Here is a 16,604-nt window from a genome sequence, read left to right as displayed (position 1 = left end):
TCCCGATGTCATGAATAGAACCGGCCATTTGGATTCCATCAATTTTTTCCTGAGACAATCCCATTTCCGTGGCGATGGCGCAGGCAAGGTCTGCAGACCTTAACTGGTGACCTGCCGTATAGGGATCTTTCATCTCTACAGCGGATACCATGACCTGGATGGTCGCGCTAACGGCATTCTTAAGACTGTCAAGGGTCTCAAGAAGTTTCGCCTCCGCTAGTTTACGCTGGGTAATATCACGGGTTACGCCTAAAATTCCCACGTCTTGCTGATTTGTATCTCTGATAAATGAGCACTTCACCTCCGTCCACACGGTAGTTCCGTCTTTTCGCGTCATCTCCAACGGCATAGTAATGGATTCGTTCATCTCTACTTGTTTTATTTTTTTCAGCTCCATGATATCGGATAGAGTCTTCATGGCCAGAGCCAGAGATGAAGGGGTCAATGAATCGATGGACGATAGTTTCAACACCTCTTCAGGTTCATATCCCCTCAGGATTTTTACGGAAGGGCTGATATAGGTGCATTTCAGATTCATATCCAAAACGAAAATGACGTCATTGATATTATCGGCCAGCAGGCGATATTTGGCTTCGCTTTGTTTTAGCAATTCCTCCGCACGCATGCGCTCATCTATATCCTGTTGAAGATTCTCTAATGCCTGCTTCAATTCCTCGGTCCTTTTTGTTACCTCGGACTCCAGTTCTGTCTGGTAATTCCTTCGCAAGTCGTTGTAGGCCTTGACCTTCAGCAGTGACCGGACCCGGGCCAGAAGCTCCATCTTGTCAACGGGCTTGGAAATAAAATCATCACAACCGGCTTCAATTCCCTTTACCCGGTCTTCCGTTTCCCGCAATGCGGTAACCAGAATTATCGGCAGCAGTCGATGTTTATCATCCTGTCTGACCCTGCGGATAACCTCAAAGCCATCCATCCCGGGCATCATTACGTCCAGCAGAATCAGATCGATTTGATTGACGGAAATTTTGCCCAGCGCTTCTTCACCATTTGCCGCCGTAACAATTTCATAATCCTGCAAAGCCAGATATGCTTCGAGAAGCTCAATGTTCTGAGGCTGGTCATCAACAATTAATATTACTTGTTTGTCTTTCATCGTTTATCTCTTTTAAATTTAACCCCTCAACATGTGACGTTTCACTTAATCACGGGTATAAACCACAAAGCAAGCTTCTGAGTTTTATCCCCTCCGCGTAGTCCCGACAGCGTCGGGATTCAACTTTCCAATTCCGCTACGCTATCGGAATTGGAGTTTCACGAATATATTGACTGATTTCTTTCGCAAAAGTACGCGTATTTATCGGCTTGCCTATAAATCCGGTGTTGGCCATGCCTTCTATTTCTTCTCTGCCTTCAGCCATTACCGAGGAAGTCACAAAAACAATTGGAATACAGTTTGTCTCTTCGTCTTGACGCAATATCCTGGCAGCTGCAGTTCCGCGCATATCCGGGAGCCGCACATCTATAAGGATGATATCCGGTTTTTCTTTTCTGGCCATCGCAATCGCATCGGCGGCATTTTCAGCTTCAAATACATCGAAACCGGCAACCTCCAGGAGGTCTTTTTCCAGCAAAAGATTATTTTCATTATCATCGACGACTAATGCCCTCTTTTTCATCTCATGCCTCCTGTCCGGATAAAATCGGCAGAGTAAACCGGATCGAAGTGCCGCAATTGAGCCCCTCTGATTCCACGAACAGCTTCCCGCCGTGCAGCTCAACCATTTTTCTGGAGAGCGGCAAACCGAGTCCTGTCCCCTCAGTTACCCGGGAATAGGGGGTATCGACACGAAAAAAACCTTCAAATATTTTTTCCATATTTTCACTAGCGATACCGACTCCGGTATCCCAGACCACTACTTCTATCCAAGAATCGACTTTCTTCGCCCGCATACCGATTTTACCGCCGGCGGGGGTAAATTTAACTGCGTTGGAAAGCAGGTTATACATTACCTCTTTTATCTTGAGTTCATCAGCCTCGATATCCGGCAGATCTTCGGCAATTTCCAGCAACATTTGCAGCTGCTTTTTTCCGGCCATATCCGCTACCAGCAGTGAAATCTCATTTAACAGATTTTTCATCTGTAAAATGGATAATGTCAGTTTCATCTTCCCGGATTCAACTATGGCCATATCCAGTATCTGATTGATCAGTAAGAGAAGGTGCTTCCCGCTGGTTAAAACATTATGAACGTATTTCTTCTGCTTCTCATTAAGCGGCCCGAAAGTTTCGTCGTACAATACCTCGGAAAAACCGTTAATGGAATTAAGCGGGGTCCGGAGTTCATGCGACATATTGGCCAGGAATTCTGATTTTACCCGGGAGGTGCGTTTTAACTCGGTAGCCAATTCATTCAATTCTTCATTGGCTTTTTCCAGCCCATGTTCGATCTCCTTACGCTCGGTAATATCCTCGATAGCCAGGAGGATGATACGCTCTTTTCCTGACGCTCTTTGAATTTGCCGGGCATTCAAAAGCATGATGCGTCGGCCAATGTCGGCAAAATTATGTTCAACCTCATAATTATCAAAGGTTGCTTTTTGGGGCAGAATGTTTTCCAGCAGTTCCCGCAGTTTGGGAATATCCCACTGTTTATTGCCCAGATCATAAATAAGCTGTCCCACGGTTTCCTCAGGCTTCACCTTAAAGAATTCATAGAAGGAACGGCTGACCGTGACCACCCTTAATTCATGGTTCAAAACGATTAAAGGCTCACGCACAGTGTTGATAATGCTATCGGAGTATTCACTGAATATCAGCGATCGTCGTAACCTTTTTTGTTCTGATATGTCGTGCATAATAGCCGATACGCCATAAATATTTCCTGACGCGTCCTTAATTGACAAAAGAGTCAAAGAGATATCAAGCACCATTCCGTCTTTTCGGATACGTTTTGTTTCATAATTTTCAATCAATTCGCCAGCTTTCAGCTTTTTAAATTGGTTAAGCATTTCTTCTTTGTATTCAGGAGGAACTATAAGAGAAATATTTTTGCCCAGCATTTCATTTTCGGTATAACCATACATGTTTTCCGCAGCTTTATTCCAACTAATGATATATCCTTCTATATCTTTTCCAATGATGCCATCAGTAGATGTGTTGACAACTGCTGCCAACGTCAAATTGGAGTCGTCCATTCTCCTGTGCCGGGTGATATCTTCGATAGCCAGGAGAATTACTTTTGGCTTTTCCGGCGGACGGGGGATCCTCCGAGCATTTAAAAGCATGGTGCGTCTGCCAATGCTAAGAAAATCATGTTCCACCTCATAGTCATCAAAGGTTGCCTTTTGGGGAAGGATTGTTTCCAGCAGTTCCCGCAGTTTGGGGATGTCCCATTGTTTATTGCCCAGGTCATAAATAAGCCGTCCCACGGTCTCTTCAGGTTTTACCTTAAAGAAGTCATAGAAGGAACGGCTGGCAGATACCACTCTTAGATCTTGATCCAGAATGATTAATGATTCACGTACAGCATCTATGATGCTATTTGATAATTCATGGGATATTGATTTGATTTTTTTCACGGCCATTTTCTATCTCCCTGCGCTCGGTGACGCTTTGAGATGCTTACCGGCCGAGTTCATCTATTATTAAATTGTTCTTTCTCTTCGGTTTCTTAATTTTTCTCGGCCTGCTGCCCAATATAATCAGATCAGCTTTAGGTCCTTGAGGGGGCGACGCGCCCCCCCCCCTTTTTGATAAATAAGATACCCTTTATTATGGTCGGGTGAATCCTTACCTATTATCGCGCCTTTCCTCATCCCACCGATCCTGTCGTTCCTCATCCATTCTATCGCGCCGTTCCTTATCCCACCGGTCCTGTCGTTCCTCATCCATCTTATCGCGCCTTTCCTTATCCCGCCGGTCCTGTCGTTCCTCATCCATCTTATCGCGCCTTTCCTTATCCATCCTTTCACGATCACGGTATTCCCGTTGCTGACGGTTTTGATAATCCTGGGATTGTGTTTCAGGCTGTCTTTGTTGCATCTGCCGAGATGGTTGTTGTGTTCGTGTTTGGGGCTTCCTCAAATCCCGGACCCCCCAGGTATTTTGTCTTTCCCAATGTCTGTCCTTTTCCCAGCCTTGCCAGTTTCGCTGAACTTCCTGGTGGGGAACTCGCTGGTAGTTCCACTGATGTCCTGCCCAACGATGCTGCCTATAATCATTTCTCCAGCCGGAGGGTACACTTTGATGAAAGGATGGAGTTCCTTCATAGTAGCCCCAACCTGAGTTATAGTTCTGCGAACGATACCATCGCCCTTCCCACGGACGCCACCACCAGCCGCCATAGAAAAAGACGTCCACATCCACATCGGGAACAACGTAAACATAGGTTTCCGGTATTACAACCAGATGGGGCGGCCCCGGAAACATTATGGGTGGCGGCAAAGGAATGCTTACACCTACATCGACCCTGCCCATCGCCATTGTTGGACTGGGAACTGCAATTACCAACGCTAAAAGCGCCATTCCAAAAAGTAACTTTTTCATTTATTGTCTCCTATACATCAAAAATGTTTTGTCTCTCATTATCCTTTCTCGCTTTCAGCAACCAGCGGCACGATACCGCCCATGAGCGTTACTCCCTCCACGATAGGTGATAGAGGAAGGGTGACCGTAATACTACTTTCTATCCTGTTTTTCGCCCTGCCCTCTTTCAGGTTTACCCTCTTGCTGTTTTGATTGTTGTGGTTCGGCTGCCTTGCGAACTTGTCGTTTAACCGGCTGAGATTTTGGTTGTGATTGCTGTTGCTGGAGCTGTCGTGTTTGCGGCAATTGCTGCTGCCGGATCTCTCGTGTTTGTGGCTTAGATTGCTGCTGTTGGATCTCTCGTGTTTGCGTCTCTCGAACTTGTCGTTTAACCGGTTGAGATTGTTGTTGCTGCATATCCCGCGATTGCGGTCTTACTCGAGATTTTGGTTGGACCGTTGGAGATGGCTGTTGTGATCGCGTTTGGGGCTTAAAACCCTGGACACCCCAGGTATTTTGTTTCTCCCAATGTCTGTTCCTTTCCCAGCCTTTCCAGTTTTGTTGAACTTGTTGGTGAGGTATTCGCTGGTAGTTCCATTGTTGTCCTTCCCAACGATGATTCCTGTAGTCATTCCTCCAGCTCGATGGTATCCAGCCATAAAAAGATGGAACGCTATCGTAGTAACCCCAACCTGAATTGTAGTAATGCGAGCGATACCAGCGTCCTTGCCACGGACGCCACCACCAGCCACCGTAGAAAAAGATGTCCTCGTCGTAATCAGGGACGACGTAGACATACGTTCCAGGCAGCACTATCAACGCCGGTGGTGCAGCAAATACGATGGGCGGCAGAGAAATGCCAACGCTTACATCCACCCTTGCCATCGCTGGAACAGGTAATACAAAGATCAACGCCAAAAGCAATGTTCCCAAAAGTAACTTTTTCATTTTATAGCCTCCTGATACATATCCCCGTTTTGTTTCGCGTCAGCTTTTCTTACCTCCCGCAACCAACAGCACAATGCCGCCCACGAGCGCAATACCACCCAGGATCGGCGGCAGCGGAATCGTTTTCGTTTTATCGGCATTAATCTGGATGGGACCGATATCGACAACCTTCTCCCTCGTCGTATAGGTTATGCCCTGATATGCCAACGCGATGATTCCGATCACAATAAGTATGATTCCTATCAATGTGTATGTTTTCATTTCATTCCCCCTTTCTGTTGTCATCCCGTATGGCTTTATAACCACTGCCGACTTGAGCACTTCGCGCCAGCCAGCAGTGGTTATACAGTTTCTAGCGGAACCGGTTTATATCCGTTTCCAGTGAGTCAAGCCGACGGGAAATGTCTGTTCTCTCGTCGCCCGAAGCGTATCTGCCTCCTTCTGTCATCCGCAAATAATCACTACGAATAGCGTCCAGTCTGGATTGAAATTCTCGCCCCTCTGTCAGAGGAAAGCGCCCGTTGATTCTTCCATCATCAATTCTTCCCTGGAGTGTGACAATCCTATCCCCGTTCCTTGGTGATTCAGGTCTCGCGTACCGGCCAAGCGCCCTGTTTATTTCATCTCCCAGCACATCAAGCCTTCCATGAAGGCTGTCCCATTCGTCCCGTGATACCACTTTATCTCTCAGAGCCTCATAATCTGTTCGAATACCCTTCAATGTCGTCAGAAACATCTGTGACTGATCAGGAGTAAGCGCGCCGGTTTTCAGCCCATCCCCAATTTTTTCCTGGATTATAACCATCTTGTTCTCCGCACTTCTTTGATTATCCGGCCATGTTTGAGGCATAGTGACACAGCCCGAAAACAAGGCTAATATAAAAACCATAAGTACCGTCAATGAAATAGCGTTCTTCATTTTTCTTCTCCTGTTTTAGATTGCAACGTTAATAGAACTAACCGGGCACTTTTAAATTAGAAAATCATTTATGTAACTCTACGCCCCTGAATGACTTGCACCAGTATAACGATAATGGCAATTACCAGCAGGACATGAATAAAATTACCTATCGCATAGCCCGACACCAACCCGAGTGCCCACAAAATTATCAGTATCACCGCGATTGTCCACAACATAACATTCTCCTTTCTGATTGTTCATCCCCCCGCCGGCTTGCGACCCTCGCACCGGCCGACAGGGGAGATGAAATATCTTTGTTTTTCAAACTTGAACTACTCGATGGTCATCCGGTTATTGACACTCTTCACACCGTTTACATCGTTGGCGAATTTCGTGGCCAGATTCTTTTCAGCTCCGCTTTTCGCCTTGCCATACAATGTGACCACACCACGTCTCGTCTTGACCTTGGTATTCAGCGCACTGGTCGAACGGTGATAGAGCAACGTACTCTTGACCTGTGCTGTGATGGAAGCATCATCTATCTTTTCGCCTAATGTTCGCTTCTTTGCGATCTTTGTCACGGTCATCTCATTATTTATGCCCTTAACTCCTTCGACATCCCTGGCATATTCAGTCGTCAATTCCTTTTGTGCCTCATTGGCAGCTTTGCCCCGTAAAGTAACGATTCCGTCTTTTGTGCTCACCTCCGTCATGGCACTCACGTTCTTATGAAACAGGAACATGGTTTTTACTTTAGAAGTGATCCACGCATCCGAAAACTCAGCGGGGCTTTCGCCTTTGACTTCCAGCTTGTTGTCCACGCTCTTAACACCGGGGAGGTCTGCTACAGTTTCCTCGGCCAATGATTTGTGGGATTCTTCGGAGACAGTTCCCGTTAAACTCACAGCGCCATCATCGGACAGTATATCAATATCATCATTATGCAGGTAGGTCCTGAATACATACGAATTTTTGGCAGATGATTCTATGCGTTCATCCATCTGGGATGCCTGCACAGGCATGCTGAGCGCCAGCAGAGCGATAACAGCCACAATCATTACTACCCGTCTATAAATTGTTTTCATTGATACGTTCTCCTTTTATTGTTGTTAATGCTTTTTTGAACTCTTCTATTTCAAAAATGTCATGCCCGTTGTCACTACTTCCCAAAAACTTTCTTGACTTGACCTCTCTTTTCCTGAATCTTGCCGGCTATCTTTTCAACGGCGCCTTCAGCTTCCAATTTTGGATTATCGCTTATTTGTCCTGCAACCTGCTTGGCTTTACCTTTCATTTGGTGAAACTTGCCTTCTGTCTTGTCCCTTCTGCTTGATTTCATGATATTATTCTCCTTTAGTTTTTCAATTTAATTTCCGGGCTATCTTGTTTCCAATAATAATTCCCGTCCAATATAAGATTCGCAAGCCAATCAGCGAATCAATGCGAGAACGCCAATTACAATGAGATAGATGGCGACAAAACAATTCAACATTGGGACACTATCCTTACTGCTCAATTTCATGGTGTTCCTCCTTTTTAAATATCTCACCTTCTCCGACAACGGTTTAAATCGTTATAATATTTCTTCTCCTGAATAAGGCGTGCCACTAATACGGTTATGGCAATGACCAGCAGTACATGAATACCTCCGCCCATCGTGTATCCAGTAAGCAATCCCAGATACCAAAGAATCAAAAGAATCATTAATATGGCCGCCGAAGACACGTTTGGCTCCTTTCTGAGATAAAATTCATCCATCAAGTTCAATCTACTTTTGATCTCCTTAAGACATTTTCCCGAACCTTTTCTTTTGTACCTTTTTTTACCTCTTTTCCATAGTCCGGTACAGATATTAGAAAAAAACCGTCAAGGCCTTCTCTACCTTCCGTCTTATTATACCCTTGCCCTTGGGCTTCCATTTCCTGATCCATTCTCGTCAATTGCCGATTAGCCAAAATTACCGGATCAATAATATCCCCACATATCAAACATTTCCATCCCCAAAACTGTCCATCGATACCGTAATATTTGTCATAAGCCACAGCACCTCTGCAGCGAAGACATTTCGTAATAAGAAATTTATCCATTAAATCTTCTCCATCATCGCCGGGCGATAAACGTTGTGGAATGTCTCTTCATAAGGTTCCTGGAGAAGGTTCATCGCTCCCCGGATAACCTTAAAATTATCCGACTTCATGTGAAAACTAAGGTGTTCCTGAGTATCCCATTCCTCGAGAAGAAAGAATTTGTTTTCATCTTCGATACTCTGGCAGAAGTCGCAGCGCTTGCATCCCTTCTCCATCCTTGTGGAAACGGACAGAGAAGCAATCGTCTGTGACAACTCTGTGCGCTTCTCAGAAAGGACATTCATTCGTATGATTAAAAGCATCATAAAAGATGACCTCCATTTGTATGATTAAAAGATAATGGAAATATTAAAAGCAAATAGTCTGCCAACAATTTTAAGGAAAATAGAAGTTCAATAAATCCTTTAATAACAGTTTGTTAGATGAGCAAGAACGAAGCTATGAAAAGCATGAAATGATTTTTTGGCCTCAGTATTTGGTGGAACCTCAGGATGTTGAGGGACAGGAGCGAGGCCGCTTATTTACGGAATAATGCCACCTCGATCCTATATTTCCTAATGTCGTTGTTCATGAACTCCGTCTCTGTCATGTCTTCTATCTCTTCGACCTTCATCCCACGGCACAAAACATCCGCCAATACAGATAAAAATCATCACTCAAGCTATTGCCAACATAATGATTTTTTTCATCGCTGCCTCCTCTAAAACTTATAATTGCCGGAGTGTGTTTATGTATTCGCTGCTTCGGTATTCCTTTAGCCATCGCTTCGCGATTACGCCCGCGTATGTCTTAATAAACAGATTTCTCCATCTTCTTTTTATGTCTTGCCAGGTATTAGCCAGCGGAACGGTAAAAAGGGTATGCATCGGCACATCATTGCGCTGCGCTTTTCTCATTTTCTGTTTTTCCAACAAATTACGAATAAACCGTCGGGAATAAAACACGACAAACTGGATGGGAAAACCTATCGTAGCAATATAAACCCAGTTCAGCCAGTTGCCGTAATTTAATTTCCGGCTGATAAATCCCCCGAGGTATTTTTTTTTCATCAGCATCTTGGGCATGTTATTCAGATCAAACGCATCCAGCCCGTCCGGTCTCGGATCGTAACAAAGGAACAATCCGTCATATTTATCCCAGCCCACCGTCGAAAGAGGCAGAAGGCGGCCTTCGCTCTCCAACCTCGCTCTGAGCTCAGAACCGGGCAGTGGGACAGCATTGAGTAGTTGTATCGTGTCTATACCCGATCTTTTGAAAAACTCTTTAAAATATTCAGCCCGCTGCTTGATAGTGAAGAAAGTACTCTTCTGTGCATCCTTGTTTGCAGGATACCCAAAAATGAACATGCCGTGCAGATAAAAATAGTTGGCCAGTTTTTTAGAACGAGCAATCAACTTTTCCACAGTCACGCCTTTGCGCATTGCCCGCAATTCTTCATTGATCGGGCTTTCGTAACCTATGGCCAGGGTGCTAACGCCGGCCCAATGCATGGCATCGATCAACTCGTCGTTTTCCGCAGCTTCGGTGCGCACCTGGACAATTATACTTATTTTTTTTTGGAATTTTCTTTTGTAATCGCCAATCGCCCTGCACAGCGCAATGGCTTCCTCTGGATTCTGGGAAAAATTATCATCGGTGAAGAAATAATCTTTGTATCCCAAATCATTATATTTGATCACCTGCCGTAAGGCTTTCTCAATTGATGCGGATTTATAACGTCCATATTGCCTGTTCACTACACAGAATTCGCAATTCCAGTTACAGCCACGCCCCCGGTTAATGGGAATGGCACTCCATCTCTTCTTCAAATATTTTACCAAGGTCAGGTCCGTATCGGCTAATTCATTTAGATTTTCGATCGGCTGACGCCTGCCGGTAAAGACATAGTCACCATTTTCATCTAGAAAGCTAATCCCCGAAACGGCAGCCAATCCGGCGAAATTCAGGGTAACATCTCCATTGTTCAGCAATACAGCCAGCAATTCTATGATAGTCTCTTCTCCTTCACCATGGACGACGATATCTATGCCGGAAGACAGCGCTTCCAGCGGCAGGGCATCCACATGGCTACCGCCGGCAATGGTGATGGCGCCAAAATCCTTGTATTGCCGGGCTACCGAAAACATGCGGGGTATCGAATTGCTCATGCCGCCGTAGAAGAGCGCTAATTGCACAGGTTGCCTGGCCTGCAAAAAGGAATGGTCAGGCAGGCCCAGATTATCCTGCGGTCCGCTGTAATTGTTTTCATCAATCGCGTAAACTTCTTTGCAACATGGATGATGATGAATCTGGCTCATAACGGACAAAATCCCCACCGGGGGCATTTTTATCTTTGCGTATATATTATTCTGTGAATGCTTCGGATATTGGGGAATGACGCCAATAATCGATAATTCCCTTTTCATAATTAAATTTCCTCTCGTGCCGACTCTCTGTAACTACGGCAAATCAGACGGAATGCCTATTGTTGTTAATAGTTGAACTCCCGGATTCAGGCCACATCAGCATTTTCTCCGCTAAATCGAACGCCTTCAACTTTAACTGTTCTCCGCGACCAAACCAGATTGAATTCAATCGATCGCTCGAATCTTCATCCAGCATCATATGATCCGTGTATTCGGCTACACTGTTGAAAGCTCCCCACAATGTACCGCGAGCCAGCTGAGCCCCCCGGCCGGATTCATGCAGTTGAAACACGCTGTTCCGGATCTTCTCGGTTCTTGCAGTGTTCTGTGTCTCTTCGTTATCCGGAACCAGCGCCTGCACATACGCCCGCAGTTGCACTTGAGTGATTTTCCGGGCTGCCATACCATTAAATATAACGTTGAGTTTTTTGTATAAGTGATTTGATAATTCGAGCAATGTATCCGTTTGATCCAAATCCCCTTCTGCGTTTGGTGCAGAAATGATTTGAAATTCTCCCGCACCCTGCAATGCAGACGTCAAAGTATTATTGCAAACGACTCGGATGGGAGTAAGCTTAACTCTAACCTGTGAGCTGCCGTCATGACTATTTATGAGCAAGAGATATTTATTGACGATATCTTTGCCATGGACGCTAAGGTAACCTGGAAGTTTCGCCAGAATCCAGATCCGTTCACCCCGACCAAGAACTCCTGCTGTTTCGTATATCGCCTCACCCTCAGCAACCAAATCATCGAAGAATCTGAAAGAATCTATGTTCTGAATTGGTTTGTAACTCTCGTTGACGAAACCCAGAACTTCATTGGTATCCGTTCGTACTGTTACATACGCATCTTGCTTTGACCCCGATTTCAACTTTAGCGGCTTCTTCACGACGACATAATCCAATCCTGCCATTTTTATTGCATCTCTTGCGGTCTTAGGATGATTTAACTCGATTCCCAGATTATGCCAGGGAGATGGTTCCGTCTCAGGATATGGGGAGAGAATTCGCGGAACACGCAGGCGCAGCCTATGTAAGGTCTCTTCACTTACTGTAGAATGATACAATGGATGATTCACGACAGTAATATTGAAGAGTGGAAATAATTCCCCCGATAATGTTCTCTGCCACCCAAGGAAATTTGCATCTGAGTCCAAATCAGGTGGTTTTGTCTGTTCAGACATATTAGCATTCGTTCTCATTGAATAATCCTATGATATGAATTTGTGATGAATAGAAAATGTTTTGGCCGCTTTCATCATTACCCATCCTACGATGATAATAAATTCGATAACCCCCAATGGCCAAGTTTCCTGCAAATTCTCGTTTCTTAAGGTTCGTTCTGATTACACTCGGACGGCATTTCCAGCAGGGCTATAAATCGCGGCTTGTATTCAATTTTCTGCACATCGTTTGCGAGAGTCTGACTAAAATAGTTTTCTATGTGAACCTGAAGATGCTGCCATATCTGATCTGATTCCGGTTGATTCATGATAATCACCTGTCTTTCTTAAAAAGAATAATGGATATTGTAACGGCCTGTTGACCCCTTATTTCTTTCGTTTTTTATTTTAATAGACCTATATAGCCGATGCTATAAATTGAACGGACTAACTTCTTGACTGTCTGGTCAGGTCTTCGACTTGCCTGCTGAGATCATTACAATCGTCTTCCTTACTCTTGACTTGACTGTCATATTGTCTTTCCATTTCGCGAACACGCATTTTTTTATCTCTTTTTGTTCTGTCGATATCTGACCGTTTATCGTTCAATTGTTTTTGTAAAGTCTGTATTTTGCGCGTTCTTTCATCAATTTGCCCCTGGTCCATATATTCCTCCTTTTTCTAATCTTTTTTAGAATTAGTTGTCTTGCTTCATGCATGATTTCAATTTGCCATCGATGTAAAAAGAAATCTGACTATCTGCCTTGCATTTACTCTTGGCTATGTTGACCTCCGCAGACAGCACACAAGATTCTAATTTTCCATTGCTGTAAAAACTAACAGAACCGCCATTTTTACACCGGATGTTATTCGCATCGTAATCATTCTGGAGTTGGCAGGATTTTAGTGCTCCGTTGTTATGAAAAAAGACGTTTGCACCGGAATTACAAATTGATTGATCAGCGGCATGGACATTAAAAATGACGACTACTAATACTAAAGTTAATGTTAAACTCAGAAAAAACAAATTTTTGATAATTTTCATAAATATTTCTCCCTTCAGCTAAGGACCACTAATTTATTCGGGCTTAGTTGGTACTTTTTAAGTCTATTCATAACGATTTCTATCTGATCTTAGCTGCAAGTGGCTTGCCAACAAGCGAAAGAGAATCAGATTTTTTATTCATCCATTAATAATAAGTGTTTAGATTAACAAGAGAGACCGGCAGAAGAGTACGGGATGATTTATTTGGCCTCAATATTTGGTGGACCCTCAGTATATTGAGGGACACATTGAAGGCAATTGGATAGTCCAATACCCTAATTAATTATACGCCAATGCCTTTAAAAAAGCCTGTGCTATGATCACGTGCCCTGTCGGTTTCAGATGCACCCGGTCTAAAGCCAGCGCCGTCGGATGAACTTCCGTCAAGACACAATCGAACGCAGCCTGAGTATCTACCAGGATAGCTTGATATTGACCGGCCAACCGGCGCACCACATCCCCATACTGATCCATCATCGCTCGCATCGGGTCCGCCCGATTGGGTTCGATGCAATAAGGTGTCATGAGTACCATCCCTTTTAGTTGAGGCCGCGTTATGCTGATCAGGCACTCTAATGTGGAGGCATATTCATCAATAGAAACATACCACTCATCCGGCTGACTGTCGTCGAACTTAGGCCAGACGTCGTTGATGCCGATCATGATAGAGAGCCAATCCGGTTTCAATTCCATGACATCGGATTGCCAGCGCGCGACCAAATTACGGACAGTATTGCCGGAAACGCCCCTGTTGAGGATGAAAATACGCTGTTGGGAAAAGGCGGCGCTGAGTCTGTTATGAATGAGTCTGACATAGCCATAACCGAGCGAATCGCGAACGACTTCGGCGGCAGGGCTAACACGGCCACAATCCGTAATTGAATCACCGATCATGAGCAGTGTGCTTTCGGGATGGATCTTTATCGCCTCTTGTTGGGAATTACAACGCTGCATGTATTTTTACCTGATATCCTCGATTAATTTTCTCTGCCAACACAACAATTAAAGATGGCAAGGATCAAAGCTGTAGACGTCCGGAATGTGCGTTTCACACTCTTATCCATTGGTTTCGGATCTTTCCTTCTCCGTTAACAACTCACCTTCGACCGGCTCGTCTTTAAGGTAATTATTAATATTCTGCTCCATCTGGTCTGGAAACGCAGGCACTGGTCCTGCAAGTCTTTCGCGGTAGATTCTGAGCATAATTTCTTTGAACACCGGAAGAGCGACCCTGCCGCCGGTTTCTTTTGGACCGAGGGAACGGTTGTCATCAAAGCCGACGCGGACGGCAATGGTGATTCCTTCAGGACCGTAAGTGGAGCCCACGAAAAGCGCATCCCTGAAGTAGTTGGTCGTTCCTGTTTTCCCCATAACGGGAATCGGAAAACCGCCGGAGTCAAGTGCATGAGCCGTGCCGGTAGGCATGCGCACAATACCGCGCAGGCCTTCCTGAATAAGCGAGATCGCGCAAAGGCCGACTGCGACCGGGGGTTGCTCACTGTTTTCGTTATTGACCGCTACCTCCCCCGAATCGCGGACAATTTTTCGGATCACATACGGCTTCGCGAAAATTCCTGACGCCATAGTTCGATACGCATTGGCCAGTTCCAGCAAATTCATTTCGGACGCACCCAATGCTGTCGTGGCGTAAGGATGCAAATGCGTCCGGACACCCAGATTCTGCGCCGTCCACAGGATGCTCTCAATCCCAATCTCCTCTGTTATCCAAATCGCAGTGGCATTTCTGGATTCCGCCAGCGCCTTCCGAAGTGGAATCATACCCTTAAATCGGCCATCGTAGTTTGATATCCATTTCGTATTCTGATACCCTTTATCGGGAACACTGATAGGTTTGTCGGGAACCAGAGTATCAAGATCAAACCTTCCTTGTTGAAAAGCAGCGAGGTAGACAATGGGTTTCATTGCGGACCCAGGTTGTCGCAGAGAATTCGTTACGCGGTTAAAGTCGCTGTATGAATTGGAACGGCCTTGGTAGAACTGACGACCACCCGTTTCGGCAAGGATGCTCGCATCACGGTTTCTCAGCACCACTGCAGAACCCTGGATTAGCCCTTTAATATTTGGGTGTCGCTTCTCGTAAAGATCGAGGCCGCGTTCCAGTGCCTCGTTAACAATTTTCTGCACCCGGACGTCCACTGTCGAGTAAATCTGGATACGTCCATGCCGGAGGCCTTCCATTCCGAGATCAGCAGGGAGTTCTTTGAGATCCTGAAGAACATTCCCAATGACAGCAGGCCCCAGGGGCACCTTATTCTTGAGCCGCACAGCCACCTGAATTGGGCGCTTTTCGGCGTCTTTCATTCTGTCTAATGAAATAAAACCGTTGGCCGCCATAAGCGCCAGGCTTTGATTTCTACGGCGCAAAACTCTCTTGGTGTTTTTCGCACTGGGCGCGTAGTTGCTGGGAGCCTTTGCAATGCCTGCAAGTATGGCTGCCTTATCAGCGTCATCTGCGGTGAAAGTGACGAGAGGCCGTCCAAAATAATATTCCGCCGCCGCCGCAAACCCGTACTGACCGTTTCCCATGTAGATCAAACTGGCGTATCGGGCCAAAATTTCTTCCTTAGCGCGGCGTTTCGAACCGAAACATTTCTGCATCTTGTTTTCGACCCACAACGACAGTCGAATCTCTTCCATCTTCCGAACCAGCCTGTTGATACTTCGCGAGTCGATTATGTAAGAGAGTGCTCTGCTCAAATGCACACCTTGCCGAAGCTGGTTGCTGTTTTCTTGATCCGTCATGTTTTGAAAAACCGTCATGCCTTTGAGAAAATGACACCGCACGAGTTGTTGGGTGATCGTAGATCCTCCATGCGGAAAGATAGTCTGACTATTTAACGCATTCTTCCGTCTTAGTTTTGTAATTCCTGGTACCAGACAACCTATCCTGACTTTGCTCAGCACGCGAGGAATTACGGAATAGTCAACCCCGTTATGGGTGAAGAAGTTCTTGTCCTCAGTGGCAATGATCGCATCACGAACAATGGGCGGTATTTCCTCATACTTGATATTCCGCCGGTACTCTCTTGCTATCTCAATAAGCGGCTGACCATTGGCATCGTAAACGTGGCCCACTGCAGAAAACTCAAAACGGGTCAAGGTTTCTATGTCAGGCAGATTGCTTCGGTCAAAATAGACATGATATAATCCCATTGCTACGAGAGTGCCTCCCATAACCATTGAGATAATTAGAAGGCGAACTATATATCTCTGCCAACGCAATCCGCCTAAGTGGATACAATGTATTTTTCGAGCTGCCCATTGGAAACTTATCCGCATATGTTTGAACCTATCTGATAAAAACGAACAACCGGCTGACTAGTTACATTTCGGATCATTCGGGTTCTGCTCGCAGAACTTGCGCAGTTGTTCCTTGCGCAGTTGTTCCTGCTTCTGCTGTTGCTTGCCCCGCTTCTGCTTCTGGAGCTGCTGTTGCTTGCTCTGCTTCTGCGCCCGTCGCTGATCTTCCTGCTTCTGTTGCTGGAGCTGCTGTTGCTTGTCCTGCTCCTGCGCCCGTCGCTGATCTCCCTGCTTCTGTTGCTGGAG

General features: G+C 45.5%; 18 protein-coding genes and 1 pseudogene. 1 reads left to right on the top strand and 18 read right to left on the bottom strand.

The window, feature by feature from the left end; all coding sequences use genetic code 11:
- The 18 genes and pseudogenes from CVU62_14240 to CVU62_14155 form a co-directional block, all read right to left on the bottom strand.
- On the bottom strand, positions 1-1,114 hold a 1,114-nt coding region (locus CVU62_14240), incomplete at its 3' end, for a hypothetical protein (GenBank protein ID PKN36669.1).
- Between the two features lie 136 nt (positions 1,115-1,250).
- The gene (locus CVU62_14235) at positions 1,251-1,637 is read right to left on the bottom strand and encodes a response regulator (GenBank protein PKN36668.1); all 387 of its coding nucleotides are present in this window, start codon (positions 1,635-1,637) and stop codon (positions 1,251-1,253) included.
- 1,531 nt (positions 1,638-3,168) lie between these two features.
- A pseudogene (locus CVU62_14230) lies at positions 3,169-3,546 on the bottom strand (PAS domain-containing sensor histidine kinase).
- Between the two features lie 205 nt (positions 3,547-3,751).
- Positions 3,752-4,507: a hypothetical protein gene (locus CVU62_14225; GenBank protein ID PKN36667.1), complete on the bottom strand. Its 756-nt coding sequence runs from the start codon at positions 4,505-4,507 to the stop codon at positions 3,752-3,754.
- A gap of 132 nt (positions 4,508-4,639) precedes the next feature.
- Positions 4,640-5,434: a hypothetical protein gene (locus tag CVU62_14220; protein ID PKN36666.1), complete on the bottom strand. Its 795-nt coding sequence runs from the start codon at positions 5,432-5,434 to the stop codon at positions 4,640-4,642.
- A gap of 39 nt (positions 5,435-5,473) precedes the next feature.
- Positions 5,474-5,695 (bottom strand): DUF3185 domain-containing protein, encoded by a 222-nt coding sequence (locus tag CVU62_14215; GenBank protein PKN36665.1) that lies wholly within the window; start codon positions 5,693-5,695, stop codon positions 5,474-5,476.
- A gap of 91 nt (positions 5,696-5,786) precedes the next feature.
- Positions 5,787-6,353 carry a hypothetical protein gene (locus tag CVU62_14210; GenBank protein PKN36664.1) on the bottom strand — a complete coding sequence of 189 codons (567 nt, stop codon included), beginning with the start codon at positions 6,351-6,353 and terminating at the stop codon, positions 5,787-5,789.
- A 314-nt stretch (positions 6,354-6,667) separates the two neighbouring features.
- A complete protein-coding gene (locus tag CVU62_14205; GenBank protein ID PKN36663.1) occupies positions 6,668-7,420 on the bottom strand; it encodes a transport-associated protein in 753 nt (250 codons plus the stop codon).
- 74 nt (positions 7,421-7,494) lie between these two features.
- Entirely contained in the window at positions 7,495-7,674 is a 180-nt protein-coding gene (locus CVU62_14200) for a CsbD family protein (GenBank protein PKN36662.1), read from the bottom strand.
- Positions 7,675-7,880: 206 nt separating this feature from the next.
- Entirely contained in the window at positions 7,881-8,093 is a 213-nt protein-coding gene (locus CVU62_14195; protein ID PKN36661.1) for a hypothetical protein, read from the bottom strand.
- A gap of 5 nt (positions 8,094-8,098) precedes the next feature.
- The gene (locus CVU62_14190; GenBank protein ID PKN36660.1) at positions 8,099-8,422 is read right to left on the bottom strand and encodes a hypothetical protein; all 324 of its coding nucleotides are present in this window, start codon (positions 8,420-8,422) and stop codon (positions 8,099-8,101) included.
- Positions 8,422-8,727, bottom strand: a complete 306-nt coding sequence (locus CVU62_14185) for an antibiotic biosynthesis monooxygenase (protein ID PKN36659.1) — start codon at positions 8,725-8,727, stop codon at positions 8,422-8,424. The genes CVU62_14190 and CVU62_14185 overlap by 1 nt, the downstream gene beginning before the upstream one ends.
- 402 nt (positions 8,728-9,129) lie before the next feature.
- The gene (locus CVU62_14180) at positions 9,130-10,827 is read right to left on the bottom strand and encodes a hypothetical protein (protein PKN36658.1); all 1,698 of its coding nucleotides are present in this window, start codon (positions 10,825-10,827) and stop codon (positions 9,130-9,132) included.
- Between the two features lie 43 nt (positions 10,828-10,870).
- Positions 10,871-12,031, bottom strand: coding sequence for a hypothetical protein (locus CVU62_14175; GenBank protein PKN36657.1), 1,161 nt, complete (start codon positions 12,029-12,031; stop codon positions 10,871-10,873).
- Between the two features lie 408 nt (positions 12,032-12,439).
- On the bottom strand, positions 12,440-12,658 hold the full coding sequence (locus CVU62_14170; protein PKN36656.1) for a hypothetical protein: 219 nt from the start codon (positions 12,656-12,658) through the stop codon (positions 12,440-12,442).
- Positions 12,659-12,689: 31 nt separating this feature from the next.
- Positions 12,690-13,037 carry a hypothetical protein gene (locus tag CVU62_14165; GenBank protein PKN36655.1) on the bottom strand — a complete coding sequence of 116 codons (348 nt, stop codon included), beginning with the start codon at positions 13,035-13,037 and terminating at the stop codon, positions 12,690-12,692.
- 279 nt (positions 13,038-13,316) lie between these two features.
- Entirely contained in the window at positions 13,317-13,991 is a 675-nt protein-coding gene (locus CVU62_14160) for a GDSL family lipase (GenBank protein PKN36654.1), read from the bottom strand.
- A gap of 102 nt (positions 13,992-14,093) precedes the next feature.
- Entirely contained in the window at positions 14,094-16,337 is a 2,244-nt protein-coding gene (locus tag CVU62_14155) for a hypothetical protein (GenBank protein ID PKN36653.1), read from the bottom strand.
- A gap of 54 nt (positions 16,338-16,391) precedes the next feature.
- On the opposite strand from CVU62_14155, the gene CVU62_14150 reads away from it, so the two are divergent.
- On the top strand, positions 16,392-16,604 hold a 213-nt coding region (locus CVU62_14150), incomplete at its 3' end, for a hypothetical protein (protein ID PKN36674.1).

Source organism: Deltaproteobacteria bacterium HGW-Deltaproteobacteria-2 (assembly GCA_002840505.1).
Lineage (GTDB): Bacteria > Desulfobacterota > Syntrophia > Syntrophales > Smithellaceae > Smithella.
Note: the sequence above shows the minus strand (reverse complement) of the source record. Positions and strands in the feature narration are given on the sequence as shown.